General features: G+C 71.0%; 13 protein-coding genes. 8 read left to right on the forward strand and 5 right to left on the reverse strand.

Going from position 1 to position 19,691, the window contains the following annotated elements; all coding sequences use genetic code 11:
• From ON36_RS08805 to ON36_RS08815, 3 genes are all read left to right on the forward strand, one after another.
• On the forward strand, positions 1-378 hold a 378-nt coding region (locus ON36_RS08805; protein ID WP_043650168.1), incomplete at its 5' end, for a hypothetical protein.
• Positions 379-545: 167 nt separating this feature from the next.
• Entirely contained in the window at positions 546-4,091 is a 3,546-nt protein-coding gene (gene dnaE / locus ON36_RS08810) for a DNA polymerase III subunit alpha (RefSeq protein WP_043650170.1), read from the forward strand.
• A 135-nt stretch (positions 4,092-4,226) separates the two neighbouring features.
• A complete protein-coding gene (locus ON36_RS08815) occupies positions 4,227-6,137 on the forward strand; it encodes a hypothetical protein (protein WP_083885009.1) in 1,911 nt (636 codons plus the stop codon).
• Between the two features lie 35 nt (positions 6,138-6,172).
• Here ON36_RS08815 and ON36_RS08820 read toward each other — a convergent pair whose 3' ends face one another.
• Together ON36_RS08820 and ON36_RS08825 are read right to left on the reverse strand one after the other, a co-directional pair.
• A complete protein-coding gene (locus ON36_RS08820; RefSeq protein ID WP_043650173.1) occupies positions 6,173-7,327 on the reverse strand; it encodes a hypothetical protein in 1,155 nt (384 codons plus the stop codon).
• The gene (locus ON36_RS08825) at positions 7,327-12,483 is read right to left on the reverse strand and encodes a hypothetical protein (protein WP_043650175.1); all 5,157 of its coding nucleotides are present in this window, start codon (positions 12,481-12,483) and stop codon (positions 7,327-7,329) included. Before ON36_RS08825 ends, ON36_RS08820 begins: the two co-directional genes overlap by 1 nt.
• Before the next feature lie 169 nt (positions 12,484-12,652).
• Here ON36_RS08825 and treZ point away from each other — a divergent pair, with 169 nt between their 5' ends.
• The gene (treZ, locus tag ON36_RS08830; protein WP_043650177.1) at positions 12,653-14,401 is read left to right on the forward strand and encodes a malto-oligosyltrehalose trehalohydrolase; all 1,749 of its coding nucleotides are present in this window, start codon (positions 12,653-12,655) and stop codon (positions 14,399-14,401) included.
• Positions 14,402-14,499: 98 nt separating this feature from the next.
• Positions 14,500-15,756 carry a serine hydrolase domain-containing protein gene (locus ON36_RS08835; protein WP_052313782.1) on the forward strand — a complete coding sequence of 419 codons (1,257 nt, stop codon included), beginning with the start codon at positions 14,500-14,502 and terminating at the stop codon, positions 15,754-15,756.
• A gap of 21 nt (positions 15,757-15,777) precedes the next feature.
• Here the strand turns inward: ON36_RS08835 and ilvA are convergent, their stop codons facing one another.
• Both ilvA and ON36_RS08845 read right to left on the reverse strand, forming a co-directional pair.
• Positions 15,778-17,124 (reverse strand): threonine ammonia-lyase IlvA, encoded by a 1,347-nt coding sequence (ilvA, locus tag ON36_RS08840; protein WP_052313783.1) that lies wholly within the window; start codon positions 17,122-17,124, stop codon positions 15,778-15,780.
• A 52-nt stretch (positions 17,125-17,176) separates the two neighbouring features.
• The gene (locus ON36_RS08845; RefSeq protein WP_043650182.1) at positions 17,177-17,611 is read right to left on the reverse strand and encodes a nitroreductase family deazaflavin-dependent oxidoreductase; all 435 of its coding nucleotides are present in this window, start codon (positions 17,609-17,611) and stop codon (positions 17,177-17,179) included.
• Between the two features lie 86 nt (positions 17,612-17,697).
• Between ON36_RS08845 and ON36_RS08850 the strand changes: the two genes are divergently transcribed.
• The 3 genes from ON36_RS08850 (at position 17,698) to ON36_RS08860 (ending at position 19,201) form a co-directional block, all read left to right on the forward strand.
• Positions 17,698-17,922: a hypothetical protein gene (locus ON36_RS08850; RefSeq protein WP_043650184.1), complete on the forward strand. Its 225-nt coding sequence runs from the start codon at positions 17,698-17,700 to the stop codon at positions 17,920-17,922.
• 80 nt (positions 17,923-18,002) lie between these two features.
• Positions 18,003-18,962, forward strand: coding sequence for a TIGR03557 family F420-dependent LLM class oxidoreductase (locus ON36_RS08855; RefSeq protein ID WP_043650186.1), 960 nt, complete (start codon positions 18,003-18,005; stop codon positions 18,960-18,962).
• Positions 18,959-19,201 carry a three-helix bundle dimerization domain-containing protein gene (locus ON36_RS08860; protein ID WP_043650188.1) on the forward strand — a complete coding sequence of 81 codons (243 nt, stop codon included), beginning with the start codon at positions 18,959-18,961 and terminating at the stop codon, positions 19,199-19,201. Before ON36_RS08855 ends, ON36_RS08860 begins: the two co-directional genes overlap by 4 nt.
• 6 nt (positions 19,202-19,207) lie before the next feature.
• Here the strand turns inward: ON36_RS08860 and ON36_RS08865 are convergent.
• Positions 19,208-19,691, reverse strand: a 484-nt coding sequence (locus ON36_RS08865) for a LuxR C-terminal-related transcriptional regulator (protein ID WP_043650190.1), incomplete at its 5' end; no start/stop codon positions are given.

Consider the following 19,691-nt stretch of genomic DNA (forward strand, 5'->3'; position numbering starts at 1 on the left):
CCGCTGGTGCGGAAGCTGGGGGTGCGCGCGGGGGACCGGCTGGTGCTGCTGGACGCGCCGGACGGGTGGACCGTGCCCGACCTGCCCCGCGACGTCGTCGTCGCCGACCGGGGCGCGGGCGAGGCGCAGGTGGTCCTCGCCTTCTTCCGTGACCGGGCGACGCTGCTGGCGCGGGCGGCCGCGGTCGCGGCCGAACTGCGGCACGGCGCGATGCTGTGGGTGGCCTGGCCGCGCCGGGCGGGCGGGCACACCAGCGACATCGCGGAGAACGACCTGCGCGCGGTGCTGCTTCCGGTCGGCCTGGTCGACGTGAAGGTGGCCGCGCTCGACGAGGATTGGTCGGGGCTGAAGTTCGTGTGGCGCCGGGCGCACGTCTAGCGGAAATCGGACGGCCCGGCGGGACGCGCCGGTGACGTTCGACACCGACACGCCGGAGCCAGATGGGCATACGTCCGATGCCCGCGAGCCGGACCCGAACCTGTCGGTGGGCCGTGCATAGAATCGCTGGGCCAACCCCCGTCGCGCCCCTGGGAGGAAGGACCGTCTTGGCCTCGTCCGGATCGTTCGTTCATCTGCACAACCACACCGAGTACTCCATGCTCGACGGTGCGGCGAAGATCTCACCGCTGTTCTCGGAGGCCGAACGGCTCGGGATGAGCGCGGTGGGCATGTCCGACCACGGCAACATGTACGGCGCCTCGGAGTTCTACAACACCGCCAAGAAGGCGGGCATCAAGCCGATCATCGGCATCGAGGCCTACATCGCGCCGGGCTCCCGGTTCGACACCAAGCGCGTGCAGTGGGGCGATCCCAGCCAGAAGGGCGACGACGTCTCCGGCTCGGGCGCCTACACCCACATGACGATGGTCGCCGAGAACGCGACCGGCCTGCGCAACCTGTTCAAGCTGTCCTCGCTGGCCTCCATCGAGGGCCAGCTCGGCAAGTGGGCCCGCATGGACGAGGAGATCATCGCCCAGTACGCCGAGGGCATCATCGCCACCACCGGCTGCCCGTCGGGCGAGGTGCAGACGCGCCTGCGCCTCGGACACGAGCGGGAGGCGCTGGAAGCGGCGGCCAAGTGGCAGGAGATCTTCGGCAAGGAGAACTTCTTCCTCGAGGTGATGGACCACGGCCTGTCCATCGAGCGCCGCGTGCGCGAGGGCCTGATCTCCATCGGCAAGCAGCTCGACATCCCGGCGCTGGCCACCAACGACTGCCACTACGTCTTCGAGTCCGACGCCGCCAACCACGAAGCGCTGCTGTGCATCCAGACCGGCAAGACGCTCTCGGACCCGACTCGCTTCAAGTTCGACGGCTCCGGCTACTACCTCAAGTCCGCCGAGGAGATGCGCGCCCTCTGGGACGACGAGGTCCCCGGCGCGTGCGACAACACGGTGCTCATCGGCGAGCGCGTGCAGTCCTACGACGACGTGTGGGCCCACCGCGACCGCATGCCGGTGTTCCCGGTCCCCGAGGGCGAGACCCAGGCGACCTGGCTGCACAAGGAGGTCATGCGCGGCCTGGACCGGCGCTTCCCGGACGGCCCGCCGCGCGAGTACGTCGAACGCGCCGAGTACGAGCTCTCGGTCATCAACCAGATGGGGTTCCCGGCGTACTTCCTCGTCGTCGGTGACCTCATCGCCCACGCGCTCGAGGTCGGCATCCGGGTCGGCCCCGGCCGTGGTTCGGCGGCGGGTTCGCTGGTCGCCTACGCCATGGGCATCACCAACATCGACCCGATCCCGCACGGCCTGCTCTTCGAGCGGTTCCTCAACCCCGAGCGCGTGTCGATGCCCGATATCGATATCGACTTCGACGATCGCCGCCGCGGTGAGATGGTCCGCTACGCCACCGAGAAGTGGGGCAGCGACCGTGTCGCCCAGGTGATCACGTTCGGCACCATCAAGACCAAGGCCGCGATCAAGGACTCCGCGCGCGTCCAGTTCGGCCAGCCCGGTTTCGCCATCGCCGACCAGATCTCCAAGGCCCTGCCGCCGCCGATCATGGCCAAGGACATCCCGCTCTCGGGCATCATGGATCCCGAGCACGAGCGGTACAAGGAAGCCGCCGAGGTCCGCGAACTCATCGGCTCCAACCCCGACGTCGCCAAGATCTACGAGACCGCGCGCGGGCTGGAGGGCCTGATCCGCAACGCGGGCGTGCACGCCTGCGCGGTCATCATGTCCTCGGAACCGCTCATGGACGCGATCCCGGTCTGGAAGCGCCCGCAGGACGGCGCGATCATCACCGGCTGGGACTACCCGTCGTGCGAGGCCATCGGCCTGCTGAAGATGGACTTCCTCGGCCTGCGCAACCTGACCGTCATCGGTGACGCCCTGGACAACATCAAGGCCAATCGCGGCATCGACCTGGACATGGATCACCTGCCCCTGGACGATCCGGCCACCTACGAACTGCTCGCCCGCGGCGACACCCTCGGCGTGTTCCAGCTCGACGGCGGCGCCATGCGCGACCTGCTGCGCCGCATGCAGCCCACCGGCTTCGAGGACATCGTCGCCGTGCTGGCGCTCTACCGCCCCGGCCCCATGGGCATGAACGCCCACAACGACTACGCCGACCGCAAGAACGGGCGGCAAGAGGTCAAACCGATCCACCCCGAGCTCGAGGAACCCCTGAAGGAGATCCTGGCCGACACCTTCGGCCTGATCGTCTATCAGGAGCAGATCATGCAGATCGCGCAGAAGGTGGCCGGGTACTCGCTCGGACAGGCCGACATCCTGCGCCGCGCCATGGGTAAGAAGAAGCTGTCGGTGCTGGAGGAGGCCTACGCCGGTTTCCGTGACGGCATGCTGGCCAACAACTTCTCCGAACCCGCCATCAAGGCGCTCTGGGACACGATCCTCCCGTTCGCCGGGTACGCGTTCAACAAGTCGCACGCCGCCGGCTACGGCCTGGTGTCCTTCTGGACCGCCTACCTCAAGGCCAACTACCCCGCCGAGTACATGGCGGGCCTGCTCACCTCGGTCGGTGACGACAAGGACAAGGCCGCCATCTACCTGTCGGACTGCCGCAAGATGGGCATCACGGTGCTGCCGCCGGACGTCAACGAATCCGAGGTCAACTTCGCCTCGGTCGGCAAGGACATCCGCTTCGGCATGGGCGCGGTGCGCAACGTCGGCGCGAACGTCGTCGCCTCGATCATCGCCGCCCGCAAGGAGAAGTCGAAGTTCACCGACTTCTCCGACTACCTGAACAAGATCGACGCCGTCGCCTGCACCAAGAAGGTCACCGAATCCCTCATCAAGGCGGGCGCCTTCGATTCCCTCGGCCATCCCCGCAAGGGGCTCATGCTGATCCACTCCGACGCCATCGACGCGGTCATGTCGACCAAGAAGGCCGAGGCGATGGGCCAGTTCGACCTGTTCGGCGGCATGGACGCCGACGAGTCGGTGGCCTCGGTGTTCAACGTGAAGGTCCCCGACGAGGAGTGGGAGTCCAAGCACAAGCTCGCCCTGGAGCGGGAGATGCTCGGCCTCTACGTGTCCGGGCACCCGCTCAACGGGGTCGAGCACGTGCTCGCCGCCCAGGTCGACACCCCGATCCCGACCATCCTCGAAGGCGATGTGAAGGACGGCGCCCAGGTCACCATCGGCGGCATCCTCGCCTCGGTGAACCGGCGGGTCAACAAGAACGGCCTGCCCTGGGCCTCGGCCCAGCTCGAGGACCTCACCGGTGGCGTCGAGGTGCTGTTCTTCCCGCAGTCCTACCAGGTCTACGGCATGGACGTGGTCGAGGACGCGGTCGTGCTGGTGAAGGCCCGGGTCAACATCCGCGACGACCGGATCTCGCTGATCGCCAACGATCTCGTCGTGCCGGACCTGTCGGCCATCGGCGTCGCCAAGCCCCTCGCGGTCACCCTGACCACCCGCATGTGCACGCCGGACAAGATCAAGGAGCTGAAGCGGGTGCTGTCCCGCCACCCCGGCACCTCCGACGTGCACGTGCGCCACATCGGCGCCCGCGACAAGACCACCCTGCTGAAGCTGGACGACAGCTGGCGCGTGTCGCCCTCCTCGGCCCTGTTCGGTGACCTGAAAGCGCTGCTCGGCCCGAGCTGCCTGGGAGCCTGACGCTGCTCGCCCGCCCGGCCACCGCGCGGCCCTCCCCGGAGGGACGCGGGGCAGGCGGTGTTTCGTCGTGACCTGTCCTCGAGTCCGGCCCGGCCGCGGCCGTGTCCGCGTCGACCGCGGCTAGGGTCGGGGAACGTGAGCGTAGCCGCACCCGTCGCGCCCGGCGACCACCGCGCCCCGGTGGCCGCGCGGCCCCGCCGGCTGCCGCCCGTGCTCGCGGTCGCGGCCGGGCTGATCGCGGCGCACCTGGTCCTGCGCGGCTGGGTGGCGGCCTCGGGCTTCTTCTACTGGGACGACTTCATCCTCGTCGGCGAGGCTGCCCGGCACCCGCTGTGGTCGCCCGAGCTGCTGTTCTCCAGCCACGACGGGCACGTGATGCCGTTGGCCTTCGCCACCACCGGCCTGCTCACCGCCGTCGCGCCGCTGCACTGGCCCGCGGCGGTGACGGTGCTGCTGCTCGGTCAGCTGCTGGCCGCCCTGGCGGTGCTGCGCTTGCTGGTCGTCCTGGTCGGGGTGCGCCCTCGCCTGCTGATCCCGCTGCTGTTCTACCTGTGCACGCCGCTGAGCGTGCCCGCCTTCGCCTGGTGGGCCGCCGCGCTCAACGCGCTGCCCCTGCAGATCGGGCTCGCGTGGGTGAGCGCGGACGCGCTCCTGGCCGTCCGCACGGGCCGCCGGCGCTACGCCGTCTCGGCGGCCGTCGTGTTCGCCCTCGCCCTCGGCTTCTTCGAGAAGTCGGCGGTCGTCCTGCCGGTCGCGTTCGCCGTCACCGCGCTGGCGGCGTACGTGCGGGGCGGGGCCGGATCGGGTGGCGGGGTTCTCGCGGGCACGCTGCGCGGGGCGGGCGCGCTGTGGACCTCGTGTGGCGCGGTCCTGCTGGCGTGGGCCGCCTGCTACCTGCTGGTCGTGCGGAAGCCACGCGGGCTGTCCGGTCCCGCCCGGCCCGGGGTGCTTGTGCGGGACGGCCTGTCCGACGGCCTGATCCCGGCGCTGGCCGGGGGACCGTGGCGGTGGGAGCGCTGGCAGCCGGCGACCCCGTGGGCGGATCCGCCCGCCGTGACGGTGGTGCTGTCGGCGCTGGTCCTGCTCGGCGTGATCGCCTGGTCCCTGCGCACCCGCCGCCGCACCGGGGCCGTGTGGCTGTGCGCGGGCGCCTACGTCGCGCTCGGGCTGATCCCGGTCCTCGTCCTGCGCGACGGACCGGGCACCGCGGGCCTGCTGCTCCAGTCCCTGCGCTACTTCGCGGACCTGTCGGTGATCGGCGCGGTCGTGCTCGCGCTGGTCCTGCTCGCCCCGCCCCGCGAACGGTCGGGCCTCCCGCCCCGATGGTTCGGCGCACCGGGCACCGGACCGACGGCGGCGGTGGCGCGGCCCGTTCCCGCCCGGATCGGCCGGGCGGTCGCGGAGCGGACGGCGGTACTCGCGCTGACCGCCGTGTTCTGCGCGGGCAGCGTCTGGTCGACGGTGACGTTCACCCGGTCCTGGGCGCCGAGCCCGGCCCGTGAGTACGTGACCGGGGTGCGGGCGGTTCTGCCGGGCCTCGACGCGCCGCTGCTGCCCCAGGAGGTGCCCTGGGAGGTGCTCAATCCGCTGGCCTTCCCGCAGAACATGACCGACCGCGTCTTCGCGCCGCTGGCGGGCCCGGGCGACTTCGCCACGGCCACACCGCATCTGCGCATGCTCACCGACGACGGACGCCTGGTCGAGGCCTCCGTCTGGTGGAACCGGTCCATCGTGCCGGGACCGGCGCCGGGCTGCGGGTACCGCGTCGGCGGCGCGGGGGCGACCCTGCCGCTGGACGGACCCATGCAGACCCGGGACTGGACCGCGCAGATCAACTACCTCGCCGCCCGCGACGGCCGGATCGCGGTCTCCTTCGAGGGAAACGCCGAGACCGTCGCCGAGGTCCGCGCCGGCCTGAACACGGTCTACGTCCGGCTGCTCGGCGGCGGTTCCGCGCTGCGGATCCGCACCCTGCCCGGCGACGACGCGGCGGCCCCGCCGCTCTGTGTCGGCGTCGGCCCGGTCGGCGTCGCCTCGTTCCGCTGATCCCTTCGCAAGCTGCGCGCGGCGCATCGAGCGGCTCACTCGAGCAGTCCGCACCATCGGACCAGCGCGTTCTGCTGGTCCAGCGACATCGGGGACAGATGAGCGAGGGTGTTGCGCGCGTCTCGCAGGGCCGCAGAGCAGTCACGGAATCGCGCGAGGCGCGGGTAGTGCCGGATCAGGCGGTCGAGTGGACCGATTTCGATCGGGCCGGCCGCGCCGTGGCCGGGTAGGTGCAGATCGACGGCTCTGGGGTAGTCGCCACCCAGCGCGGCGCGGACCAGGGCGTGCAGCCGGTTGCGCCGCTGCTCGATCCACGGGAGCAGGATGCGTGCCTGGGCGGCCCACACGGTGCTGCGCAGCGTGTCCGCGTCGTCGGCGACATACGCGCCGGGATGGATACGTTCGTGCCAGAACTCCGCACGGCGGTCATCCCAGTCGCGGCGCACGACGACCGGAGGTACTCGGAAAGTGCCGGAGGCCGCGACCGCGGCGGGCTTCGCCGCGGTCGCGCTCGCCCGCAGCTCGTCGAAGAGCTCATCGGGGTCGCCGGACCAGCGCTGCGCCAGCTCCTCCGCGACATCGACATCCCAGGCCGCTACTTCCACGATCGTCTCGATCCGGACGTCGGTCAGCACCCCCGATTCCGTGGGGCCCACGGCGGCGACGTGGGCGGCGGTGTCCCACCGGGAGAGCCTGCCCCAGAACCAGACCGGGGCGAAGTGCGGTGAATCCGGCTGACCACCCGCCAGCGTGGGAAGATCGTGGCGGGAACCGATAGTGACGACGGTCAGCCGCTGCGCGTGGGCGAGCGCCCGCGACTCCGTGTCGATCCGGGCCAGTAGCGCAGGCAGCGCGGCTCGCGCGGCTGGGGACAGGTCCGCAGCGCACAGGACCGCGACATCACCTGCGAGGAGACCGTGGCGGAGTATGCCGCCGACCGTGTGCGGCAGGTCCCACTCCAGCTCGCGCAGCGCATCTATCGGATCGGCGCTCCCCGCAGGATTCACCCGCCTGCCGATGCCGGCGCGCGTGCGGAGCAGGCCGATGACAGCCGAGGCCAGCCCGTCCACCACCACCGGGTCGTCGGCCATGACTGTGGGCAGCACGGCAGCGGCGTGCCGTCCCGGCGTGGTGACCAGTTCGGCGATGAACCGTCGTGGGCCGGGCAGCGACCAGAGTCGATCGTCCATCAGAGCCCGTCGCACAACGCCGCGGTCAGGACGAGGCGGTCCAGGACCCAGCCTTCGGCGGTCGCGTCGACCAGACCGAGCGCCCGCAATCGGGCGAGCACCTCCCCGCTGTCGGCGGTCAGGAACTCCCGCAGATCGGCGGTCTCGACCGGAATCGGATCGGCGAGCCCGAATTCTCCACGGGTGCTCGCACACTCCGCCCACGCGCGGGCGATCCGGACGTCGACGCCGGTGTCCGCCAGCAGCTTTCGCGCGCCATCGGGTTCCAGGACTCGGTGCGCGACGCTGCTCAGCGCGGCCACCGGCGCCGCTCCACGGTTGACCTCGGACATGGCCGCCTCCACCAACTCCGGCCAGCCGGAGGTGACCCGGTGCAGCCGCGCCCGCAGATCCGGTGTGTCGAAAGGCGAGTCGTGCCAGAACCGCAGTTCCTCGAGCGACCACCGTCGCAAGCTCACCACGGAAGCCCGGCCCGGTTTCCCCGTGACGGGGAGATGGTCGGGTCCGACGATCACGATCGCGGTCGACCGACCGTTCCGCCCGCCGAGTCTGCGCACCAGCTGCCGGAGATCGACGGTGCCGGAATCGTTGTGCAGGTCGACCAGCAGGTGTCCGCGCGAGATCCCGCCTCCGGAGATCGCCTCCCGCGTACACAGTTCCAGTGGCAGCCCTTGCTCCGCGGCCGCGTCGAGCAGAGATTCGGCGACCCGGTCGATGCCGAGAGCAAGGCTGCCGGTCACGATGTGGACGGGAGCCGACGGCGGTTCGCGCTGGAGCAGGGTGGTCAGGTCGGCATCGGTGAGTGAGGAACGCCGGGCGCTGACGTCCGCGGCCTTGCCCAGTACCCGGCGGTTCATCGTCGGGTTGTACTCGTGGGGCAGTTCCAGCGTCGTCGAAGCTTCCAGCAGCTCCCGCTCGAGCGCTTCTTTGCTGCCGAGCAGCCCGATGATGTAAGGGCTGCGCAATCCGAACTCGTCGCGCACCCGGTAGAGCACGCCGAGACCGACCATTTCGTCGAGATAGGCGGCGAACATCGTCTCGGGCAGCGCCGCCACGGAAAAGCCTGTTGACCAATAGAATTCGCACTGCTCGCGCAGTTCGGGCACCGAGAAACTCGCGCCCGGTTCGGCACCGAGGCTGTTCACGGCGACGACGAGCGCGATCACGCGATAGCGCGCATCCAGGTTCGTGGTCCATCGGAAGCGCTGAACGATCAGCTCTCGGACCGAGCGCTCGTTGAACACCTGGTCGACGTGTTGCTCGGTGATCTCGATGCGGCCCCCGCGCGGGGGCAGATTCTCCTTGCGCAGGCTGTCGGCGAGCGCGTTGCACAGAATCTGTACCAGGCTCGCCTGGTAGTTGGTGTAGAGCAGCAGCCGCCACACCACGTCCTGCGAGCGGAACGAATACCCCAGCGCCCGCAGCGGTGTGACGACGAGTTCGTAGGCGTCGAGTGTGCGCAGCGGGCCGACCTTGATGTCCTGGCCGCCGTGGCCCATCGGGGTGTTGGGGATGTCCTGGAACCGCTGGACCTGATGGAGGCCGGCGAAGACGGGTTTGAGGCGGCGGTGCGAGTCGGCCATCAGCTTCTTGAGGCCTTGCAGCGTCGGGAACTCACCGCCCTTACCGGTGTTCTTGCCGTGCAGGTAGTCCGCGATCAGGAAGTTGTCGGCCTCGTCGAGCAACAGCAGCAAACGGTTGGTGGGATCAGCGTCGAGCCACTTCCTGATCTGCGCGGCGACCGTCGCCTCGCTGGAACCGATCCCGAGATCGGTGACGCGTGCCCCCTTCAGCTCTTCTGCCAGTGCACCCCAGAGCTTCGGGGTCTCCACTGATTCGCCGATCCCGGCGGCCTTGAGGTCGAGATACACCGCCACCCGTCCGGTTCGGGTCGCCGCGTCCGGGACGTCGTCGGTGAACATGCCCTGTACCCGGCGCAGAAGCGCCGACTTTCCGAGTTGGCGGCCGCCGTAGACGAACATCGGTCCGCTCAGATCCTCGATCTGGGCTCGCTCCGACTGGCGTCCGACGAACACCTCTTCCGGCACCTCGCCCCCGGCGAAGGGTGTGTAGGGGTTGAATGTGGTGAAGGGCAATGTGACCCGCTGGGTGTATCGCCACCCGGGTTCCTGCCGCGTCGTCAGCCATGCCGCCACCGCGTCGTCGACGAAGATCGGGGAGTACCCACGGGTATGGCTCAGCGTCCGCAGTTCGGTGCGCCGCTCCGGGGACAACACGGAGAAATACAGCACGATATTGGGCTGGGTGCGCCGCGACTCGCCGATGATCTGCATCAGTGACACCGGGGTCCGGGGCTCCCAGACCAGCGTGAGGTCGTAGGAGCCGTGCGCGTTGGTTCCCAAGGCGGGGATGTAGGACCTGTCGATCGGCATTGCGCGTACGGTGAAAGTCGCGAATCCGGACTTGTGTCCGGTGGAGATCTCTCGAATCCAGCTGTGGCCGGGTGCGGCCAAGCCGATCATCCGCAGTATCCGCGCGATGAGGAGCCGGAAGCTTTCCGATCCCATCCCGCGCCGCAGCCGGCGGACCTCGTGCCATGCGCGGATTCCTTCGTCGAGCTGCCGGTCGGCCACCTGCACGGGCGCCTGCAGGTGACGTCGCACCGCGGCGGTGATGTCCGTCCCGGCTCGTTCCGCTTCCGCGGCCACCGCGACCACGACCGGGAAGAACTCGGTGAAGTCGTCGCCGGACAGCTGTTCGGCCGCCGGAAGCTGTTCCCCGGCACGGAGTTTGACCAGGAAGTCGTCGGCGACCACTTCGCTGTCCTGGGCGATGAGCCGTTCGATACGAGCTCGGTCGCTCGCGGTGGGTGGCGGGTCGAGGGCGTCGAGGCGCCGGGTGAGTTCGGCGCGGTAGTTGTCGAAGTAGGTGCGCCCCTGCTGGACGAGACCTGTCAGGGAACGAAAGGCCAGGTCGTAGCGCTCGGGATCGGATCGTCGCAGCGCCTCCGACTCCACGGTGAGCACCCGGGCCAGCTCGTCGTTATCGATGGCCCGGATTCGTGAGGCGAACCACTGGAGTTCCTCGACCCCTTGCTGATGCCGCTGCCTGGCGGCATGAATGCCCGCCGTGATCATGTCGGCCGTCCCGGCATCGGCCGGGAGTAGACGTTCGGCGTAGCGGCGCGCCGCGTGGATGTTGCCTGCCTCGAGGTACCCGCGTACCACTCGTTTCGGAGCGCGTCCGGACAGCAGCAGTGCGAGTTCCTCGCCGGTGGGTGTCCGCTCGGGTCGACCGAGCTCGTCCCGGTCGATCTCGAAGATCGGATCGAGGGCATCCAGCAGTGCCGATTCGACGGAACCGTGCTCGGCCGTCGAGCCCGCCGGGTCGCGGAGCCAGCCCAGCAATCGCTCGAGCGCGACTTCGCCTACCGTCGCCGGTGCCGATACGGTGCCGCACTGGCGGATCGCCGCGGCGAGTTCGCTGTTGGCCTCCGCCGAGGCGGGGGCGGTCCGCATGCTGTTGCGCAGCGCAAGAAACTCGAGGAGGAAGCGGCCGACGGCGCCGAGGTCCGCTTCGAGGGTTCGCCGCGCGGGACCGATGATCTTGCGAGTGTTGCCGGTGGCAAGGGCTGCCGCGGTCGCGTCGATCAGCGCCGCGCGCGACGCGTCGTCGTAGAGCTGATCCACAGCCCGGCGAATCTGGTCCCAGGAGGCAGTGTCGTCGTCGGCGGCTGCGAAATCCATCGCGGCGAGCCGGATCACGCCGTTGAGCGCGGCTCCGGCGACCTGGTTTCCCGTGACGAGTCGATGCAGCACCTTGCTGGCCAGTTCGTACTTGATCGATCGAGTCTGCAATGTGGTGAGCTGGACCTGTGCGGTGGTACCGAAATCCTGCCAGCGGCTGGCGTTGTCGAGAGTGCCGATGGCGTCCGGTGCCCACCGGAATCCCCGCCGGACCAGGTCCTCGGCGGCCTCGAACACGGCACGCAGCCCGGGGCGGGTGAAGGCACACCGATCGATCAGCCGGGTGGGCGGCGTGGGGAAGTAGCCCAGTGTCATTCCGATTCGGGTCACCGCCGCGATGAGTATCCGAGCCTCGTCGGAGGGCAGGGTGGCAATTTCGGTGTCGGACGAAATCCATTGGGGCAATTCGTTGGCCACGGTTCCGGGCGTGCAATGGAATGCGGCGCAGAAGCTCTCGAGGATCTGCTGCCGCAGCCGTGTCTCTCCGGCTTCCCGCGCGACGAGCACCGCCAGGGCGTCGCGTTCGGTGGCGATCAACTCCACGAGCTGCGGCGGCGCGCCCACGTCCCACGGGAAGTCTTCGACCACCGCGGTCGAGGCGGGTTCGCGGAAGGCACGGGGTGCTGTCCGCTCGAGCCGGTCCGCTGCCTGGGTGGGGGGCGCCGGCGTGGCGATCCGGGCAGGTGTGGCAGGCGCAGGTGGGTGAAAGGCATCCGAGCGTTGATCGGACGTCTCCGCGGCGTCGCGAACCGGACGGCCGGGCGCGGGGATCGGCCGTCCGGCGGGGGCGCCGGTGCGCTGCGCCGGTTCGGGAGTGCGGAGAGACGGGTCGGTGAGCGGTTCAGCCGCGGGTCGATGTACCGGGTCGACGGGTGTGACGGGGTTCGGCGATGGCCGCTTGCCCGTCGACGTCGGCGTGGGTGCTGCCTTCGCCTCGGCCGGGGGCGAAGGCGGGCGGGACGGCGGTGCGGCGGGTGCCTGCTCGACTCGGTGCTGCGGCGGATCCGGATCACCGGCCTGCGGGGCCGGGCCGAGGTCGGATTCCGAGGCGAAGCCCAGACTGTTCAGAACCCCGGGGATGAGGTTGTCCAGGCCCGACTGCCGCAACCGGGCCACGGTGTCGTGGGCGACCGCGAGTGCCTGTTTCCTCGATTCGGCGGCCTGCAGGACTTGCAGCGTGGCGATGCCGGAGGCCAGGTCGCCGTGCGGATCGGCCGAGCCGCCACCGGCGCGTGCCGCCTGTTCGGTGACCTGGTCGAGGCACCCTCTCGCTTCCGTGCACCACCGCACGGCATCATCGAGATCCGCGTCGGAGGGTCTGCCCGCAGCAACGGCATCGGCGGCGAACCGCAGCGACGCCGCCACCTCGGCAGCCTGTTCGGTGAGTCTGCGCGCGATGTCGAGGAGTGCCTGGACCCCCGGAACGGTGTTCTCTTCGGCGACCGTCATCGGGCTTCTCCATTCTCCCCACCGGCCTCGGGGCTCCTGTCGCCACGCTGACCGAATGGGTTGTCAGTCGTAGCATCCGACCGATCGACCGCGCTGTGGGCCGATCGGCGGACTACGGCGAAAACCCGCGCGGCGCGCACGCGCGCGTCCGCCGTGCGATGCTGGCCCGATGGAGTTCCGGGTGTGGGCCCCAGGGGCCGAGACGGTGCAACTCGAGCTGGCGGGGCCGCGGCATCCGATGCGGCGCAACGGCGGCGGCTGGTGGTCGGTGCGGGTCGAGGCCGAGCCGGGGGACCGCTACGGATTCCTCGTCGACGACGACCCCACCGTCCTGCCCGATCCACGCTCCGCGTGCCAGCCCGACGGCGTCCACGGGCGTTCGGCACTGCACCGGCTCGATCCGGCGGGCTGGACCGACGCCGCCTGGACCGGCCGCGCCCTCGCCGGGTCGGTGCTCTACGAACTGCACATCGGCACCTTCACCCCCGAGGGCACGTTCGACGCGGCGATCGAGCGCCTCGACCACCTGGTCGACCTCGGGGTGACCACCGTCGAACTCATGCCGGTCAACGCCTTCGACGGCACCCACAACTGGGGGTACGACGGCGTCCTGTGGTACGCGGTGCAGGAGAGCTACGGCGGTCCCGACGGCCTGCAACGTTTCGTGAACGCCTGCCACACACGGGGTCTGGCGGTCTGCCTGGACGTGGTCTACAACCATCTCGGCCCGTCGGGCAACTACCTGCCCCGCTTCGGGCCGTACCTGGCGGAGGGGCGCAACACGTGGGGGCAGCGCCTCAATCTGGACGGCCCCGGCTCGGACACGGTGCGCCGCTACATCATCGACAACGCGCTGCGCTGGCTGCGCGACTTCCACATCGACGCCCTGCGGCTGGACGCCGTGCACGCCCTGCGCGACGACACGGCCGTGCACCTGCTCGAGGAACTCGCCGTCGAGACCGAGTCCCTCGCCGCCCATCTGGGCAGGCCGCTGACGCTGATCGCGGAAAGCGACCTCAACGACCCGCGCCTGATCACCCCGCGCGCGGCGGGCGGCTACGGGCTGACCGGCCAGTGGAACGACGACCTGCACCACGCCGTGCACTCCGCCGTCTCCGGCGAACGGCAGGGCTACTACAGCGATTTCGGGTCCCTGGCGTGCCTGTCGCGCACGCTGACCCACGGCTGGTTCCACGCCGCGACCTACTCCGGCTTCCGTGGCCGCACCCACGGCAGGCCGCTGCCGCGCGCGACCGTCCCGGGCAGCGCGCTGGTCGCCTTCACGTGCAACCACGACCAGATCGGCAACCGGGCGCTCGGTGACCGGCCGAGCGCGTACCTGACGCCGGGCCAGCTCGCGGTGAAGGCCGCGCTGATCCTGCTGTCGGCGAACACCCCGCTGCTGTTCATGGGGGAGGAGTGGGGCGCGCGAACCCCGTTCCAGTACTTCACCTCGCACACCGACCCGCGGGTCGGCGCCGCCACCGCCGCGGGCCGCCGCGCGGAGTTCGCCGAGCACGGCTGGACCGCCGAGGAGGTCCCCGATCCCCAGGACCCCGCCACCTTCGCGCGGTCCGTCCTGGACTGGTCCGAGCCGCGCGGCGAGCCGCACGCCCGGCTGCTGGCCTGCTACCGCGGGCTGCTCGCGCTGCGCCGCGGCAGACCCGAGTTCACCGACCCGTGGCTGGCCCGGGTCTGGACCGACCACGACGCCACCCAGCGCTGGTTCGTCCTCGGCCGCGGCCGGATCGCGGTGGTGTGCAACCTGTCCGAGGACGACGTCGTGGTCCCCGTCCACGGCCGCGTGCTGCTGGCCTGGGCGCCCGCCACCGAAACCGGTGCGGGCACGCTGGTCTCGGGCCACAGCTTCGCGGTGCTCGAGGAAGCCGACGGGGCGGGCACCGTGGTCACCGATTGACCACGACGGGGACTCCGCCGTCATCGAACCGGCCACGGCTCGGACACGGAGGCGGCGGACCGTTGCCGAAACAAACCGTCTGCCCGTACGCTCGGTCGATGAGCAACGACGCTTATGGGCAGGCGGGCACTGCCCTGCCCCCCGGCATCGGTGGCTTCGCGCCCGCCGGTTTCGGGCCCCTGGTCCGCGCCTTCGCGACCCTCGTCGGCCGCCGCCGCGACGCGGGCGGGGCCATCGCGATCTACCGGCACGGACAACCCCTCGCCCACCTGTGGACCGGCACCGTCGGGGGCACTCCCTGGGACGCCGACACCGGAACCGTCGTCTTCTCCGCCACCAAGGGCGTCACCGCCACCGTCGTGCACCGCCTCGCCGACCGGGGCCTGCTCGACTACCGCGCCCCGGTCGCCGAGTACTGGCCGCGCTTCGCCGCGCACGGCAAGGGCTCGATCACCGTCGCCGACGTGCTCACCCATCGCGCGGGCCTGTCGGCGCTGCACACCGTCGCCCACACCTTCGACGAGGTCCTCGATCACGAGCTGATGGAGGACCGCCTCGCGCTGGCCAAGCCCGACCGGCTGCGCGGGGTGCCGACCTACCACGCCCTGACCTACGGCTGGCTGCTGTCCGGCCTGGCCAGGGCCGTGACCGGGCAGAGCATGGCCGAGCTGATCCGCAGCGAGGTCACCGAGCCGCTCGGCATCGACGGCATCCACCTCGGCGCGCCCGCCACGGGCGCGAGCACCCGTTTCGTCCCGCTGGCCGGGTCGCACCTGAGCCTGGTCGCCAACCCGCTGGCCTCGGGTTTCCTGGCCCGGGTCGGCTACCACCTGCCCGGCCCGCTCGGCGCGGCGGCCCGGTGCCTGTTCGTGCCCGGCATGCACGGCATCGTCGACGGCGACGAGCCCCCGATCCTGCGCACCGAGATGCCCGCGGGCAACGGCGTGTGCACGGCCGAAGGCCTCGCCCGCATGTACGCGGTGCTCTCCGGCGACGGCACCACCCCCGACGGGCAGACCTACCTGCGCCCGCACACCATGTCCGCGCTGCGCCGCGTGCAGACCTACCGCCTGGACCATGCCCTGTTCTACCTGCCGATGATGTGGCACCTGGGCTACCACTCGCTGCCGCTGGTCGGCGCCCGCCGCGGCTTCGGCCACATCGGGCTCGGCGGTTCCTTCGGCTGGGCCGACCCGCAGTCGGGTCTGGCGGTCGGCTTCGTGCACAACCGGTTCGACCAGGGTCTGCTGGCCTACGACCAGGTCGCGCTCGGCTGGCTGCTGCCGCTGGTGCTGGCCGGGGTGCGCGCGACGCCGCGCCCGGACCCGGCGACCGGCACGCCCGTGGCCGCCTGACGGACGGCCACGGGGCGCCCGTCAGGTCAGGTAGCGGTAGGCCGGGGAGTCGGGTTCGAGCCGCTCGGCGGTGATCGGCGAATCGTCGATGCGCCGCATCAGCGCGGTCAGATCCTCCGGGCTGCCGAGTTCGATGCCTACCAGCGCCGCCCCGGTCTCCCGGTTGTTGCGCTTGACGTACTCGAACAGGGTGATGTCGTCGTCGGGCCCGAGCACGTCGTCGAGGAAGCGGCGCAGCGCGCCGGGCTCCTGCGGGAAGTCGACGAGGAAGTAGTGCTTGAGGCCGCGATGCACCAGCGAGCGTTCGATGATCTCGCCGTAGCGCGAGACGTCGTTGTTGCCGCCGGAGACCAGCACGACCACGGTGGATCCGGGTTCGACCACGGTCTCCGCGAGCGCCGCGGTGGCCAGCGCCCCCGCAGGCTCGGCGATGATGCCCTCGTTCTGGTAGAGCTCGAGCATCGCGGTGCAGATGGCGCCCTCGTCGACCTGCATCATGCGGAACGAGCCACGCAGCTGCGAGGCCGCCGCGGTGACCAGCGGCAGGGAGGCGTGCGAGAACACCTCGCCGCCGAAGCCCGCCGCGGCCTCGAAGGGCACCTGCCCGACGCGGCGCACCGCGGCGCCGTCGACGAACGGGTCGATCTCCGGCAGCGTGACCGGCGCGCCCGCGACCAGCGCCGCGGTCATCGACGCCGCCCCGGAGGGCTCGGCGCCCAGGATGCGCGTGTGCGGGGAACGGGCGCGCAGGTACGTGCCGATCCCGGCCAGGCAGCCGCCGCCGCCGACCGGGACGACCACGAGATCCGGTGCGGCGCCGAGCTGTTCGAGGAACTCGGCCGCGATGGTGCCCTGGCCGGCCGCGGTGCGCGCGTCGTCGAACGGCGGCACCATCGTGGCGCCGGTGCGGGCGACGTCCTCGGCCGCGGCGGCCGCGGCGGCGTCGTAGGTCTCGCCGATGGCGATCAGCTCGACGAACTCGCCACCGTGCACGCGGATGCGGTCGCGCTTCTGCTTCGGGGTGGTCGTCGGGACGTAGATGCGGCCGCGCACACCCATCGCCGCGCACGCGAACGCGACACCCTGGGCGTGGTTGCCCGCGCTGGCCGCCACCACACCGGCGGCCTTCTCGGCCTCGGTGAGCTGGACCATGAGGTTGTAGGCGCCGCGGAGCTTGTAGGAACGGACGGCGGTGAGATCTTCGCGCTTGAGGAAGACCGAGGCGCCGGTGCGGGCGGAGAGGCGGGGGTTGAACTGCAGCGGGGTCGGCTCGATGATGTCGGAAATTCGCTTCGCGGCAGCATCGATTTCGTCCGCGGTGAGCGCGGGACGGGACACGTCGGCGAGAACTTCTGCTGATTCCGGCACCTGAATATGCTGTCACCCGCCGTTTCCGGTGGAAACGGCGGGTGGTCGGTGGTCAGCGGCGGGTGAGGACGAACACCGGGATCTGCCGGTCGGTCTTGGTCTGGTACTCCGCGTAGTCGGGCCACACCGCCACGGCGCGCTCCCACCACCGCTGCTTCTCGTCGCCGAAGACCTCGCGGGCGTCGTAGTCGTGCACCTCTTCGCCGTCGCGCAGTTCGACGTGCGGGTCGGCGACGATGTTGTAGTACCAGACCGGATTCTTGGGCGCGCCCCCCAGCGAGGCGACGACGGCGTACTCGCCGTCGTGTTCGACCCGCATGAGCGGGGTCTTGCGGAGCTTGCCGGTCTTGGCGCCCCGGGTGGTCAGCAGCACCACCGGCTTGCCCTGCAACGTGGTGTGGCTGGTGCCGCCGGAGGCCTCGTATCCCTCGGCCTGCTCCCGGGCCCAGTCGGACGTGCTCGGTTCGTACTCTCCTGTCAGTGGCATGACTGTGTCAACGATCACTGGTGTTCCGGTGTTCCCGGCGGGAAAGTTCGGTGGCCCGAACTCTGATATTTCGCTACCCTGAGGACATGGCAGTGGTGACCCGACCGGAGGCCCCCGCGACGATCGACATCGCGGGCAGCGCCTGGCCGGTCTACAAGCTCGAGGCGCTGGCCGCCGGGCTGATCGTGTGCGCGCTGCTCGGCCTGATCACCTGTTCCGCGCAACTCGCGGTGCTGGCCGCCGCGGGCGTGGCGGCCCTGCGCTGGGCGTTCGGCGCCGCACGCGCCGCGCGGTCGTCCTCGTCGGCCTGACCGGCCGGTCGCTGTTTCCCCTTTCCCCCGGCGGGTAGTCGCCTCCCAGCGCACACCGACCGCTGTCGAAAGGGCTCGCGATGCAGATCGGATTCAAACTCGCGGCCGAGGCCTTCGATCCGAACACCCTGGTGCGCCAGGCCGTTCGGGCCGAGACCGCCGGCTTCGACTTCGTGGAGTGCAGTGACCACTTCCACCCCTGGCTCGACGAACAGGGGCACTCGCCGTTCGTGTGGACCGTGCTGGGCGCCATCGCCGCCCGCACCGACCGCATCGGCCTCGCCACGGGCGTGACCTGCCCGATCATCCGCTATCACCCGGCGGTGATCGCCCAGGCCGCCGCCACCACCGCGCTGCTCTCCGGCGACCGGTTCACCCTCGGGATCGGCTCCGGCGAACGGCTCAACGAGCACGTCACCGGCGCCGAGTTCCCGCCGGTCCGCGTCCGGCAGCGGATGCTGCGCGAGGCGCTCGAGATCATCCGGCTGCTCTGGCGCGGCGGCTACCGCAGCTACGACGGCCGGTATCTGTCGGTCTCGGACGCCCGGATCTTCGACCTGCCCGCGACCCCGCCGCCCATCGCGGTCGCCGCGGGCGGGTCGTCGGCCGCGGGCATCGCGGCCGAACTCGGCGACGGCCTGTTCGCCACCGCGCCGGACGCCGACCTGGTCCAGGCGTATCAGGACGCGGGCGGCCAGGGTCCGCGCTACGCCGAGCTCTCGGTCGCCTTCGCCGACACCGACCGCGCGGGCGCCGAGGCCGCGCTGCGCACCAACCGGTGGGCGGTCGGCGGCTGGAAGGTGATGAGCGAACTGCCGAATCCGGCGAACTTCGCGGCCGCGACGACGACGGTGCGGGTCGAGGACATGCTGGAGAACTTCGTGTGCGGCAACGACCCGAAACGCTACGTCGAGGCGGTCCGCGAATACACCGACGCCGGGTACGACCGCGTGGTCCTGATGAACGCGGGCCCGGACCCCGACGCGTTCCTCGAGTTCTACAGCAGCGAACTCGCGCCCCTGCTGCGGGAGGCGGCATGAGCGTGGACACCCACGAGGACCGGCAGCTCGGCGAGGTCGTCGAACGCCTGGCGGCCCGCTATCCGACCGTCGCGCAGGCCGAGATCGCGGCCATCGTCGCCGAGGTGCACGAGCATTTCGCGCGCGTGCACATCCGCGAGCACGTGCCGCTGCTGGTCGAGCACCAGGTGCGCGAGGAACTCGGCTCCCCGACCGCCGGGATCCCGCCCATCGGCGGCGAACCGGAGCACGCGGGGTAGCCCGGCTCAGCCGCCCGCGCGCCCCGGCACACCCGGGAACGTGGCCGGGTCCAGCCCGGCCAGTTCCGCCCGGGAGGCCACCCCGAGCTTGGGATAGGCCTTGTACAGGTGGTGGCCGACGGTGCGGTGGCTCAGGAACAGCCGCTCGGCGATCTCCCGGTTCGACAGGCCCTGCGCGGCCAGCCGGACGATCTGGGTCTCCTGCGGGGTGAGCCCGGGCGCCGCGCCGCCGGGTCCGGCGGACGGCGCGCCCGCCCCGAGGGCGGCCAGCTCGCCGCTCGCCCGGCGGCTCCAATGCGCCGCGCCGAGCCGGTCGAAGGCGTCCCGTGCCCGGGTCAGCTCGGCCCGGGCCTCGGTCTTGCGCCGGGCGCGCCGCAGCCATTCGCCGAGCAGCAGCCGCGTCCGGGCCTCGTCGAACGGGTGACCGGTCGTGTCGAGGGCCTCCCGGAAGGACGATTCGGCCGCCTCGTCGTCGGCGAGCAGCGCGGCG

The sequence above is a fragment of the Nocardia thailandica NBRC 100428 genome, assembly GCF_000308795.1.
Classification (GTDB): domain Bacteria; phylum Actinomycetota; class Actinomycetes; order Mycobacteriales; family Mycobacteriaceae; genus Nocardia; species Nocardia thailandica.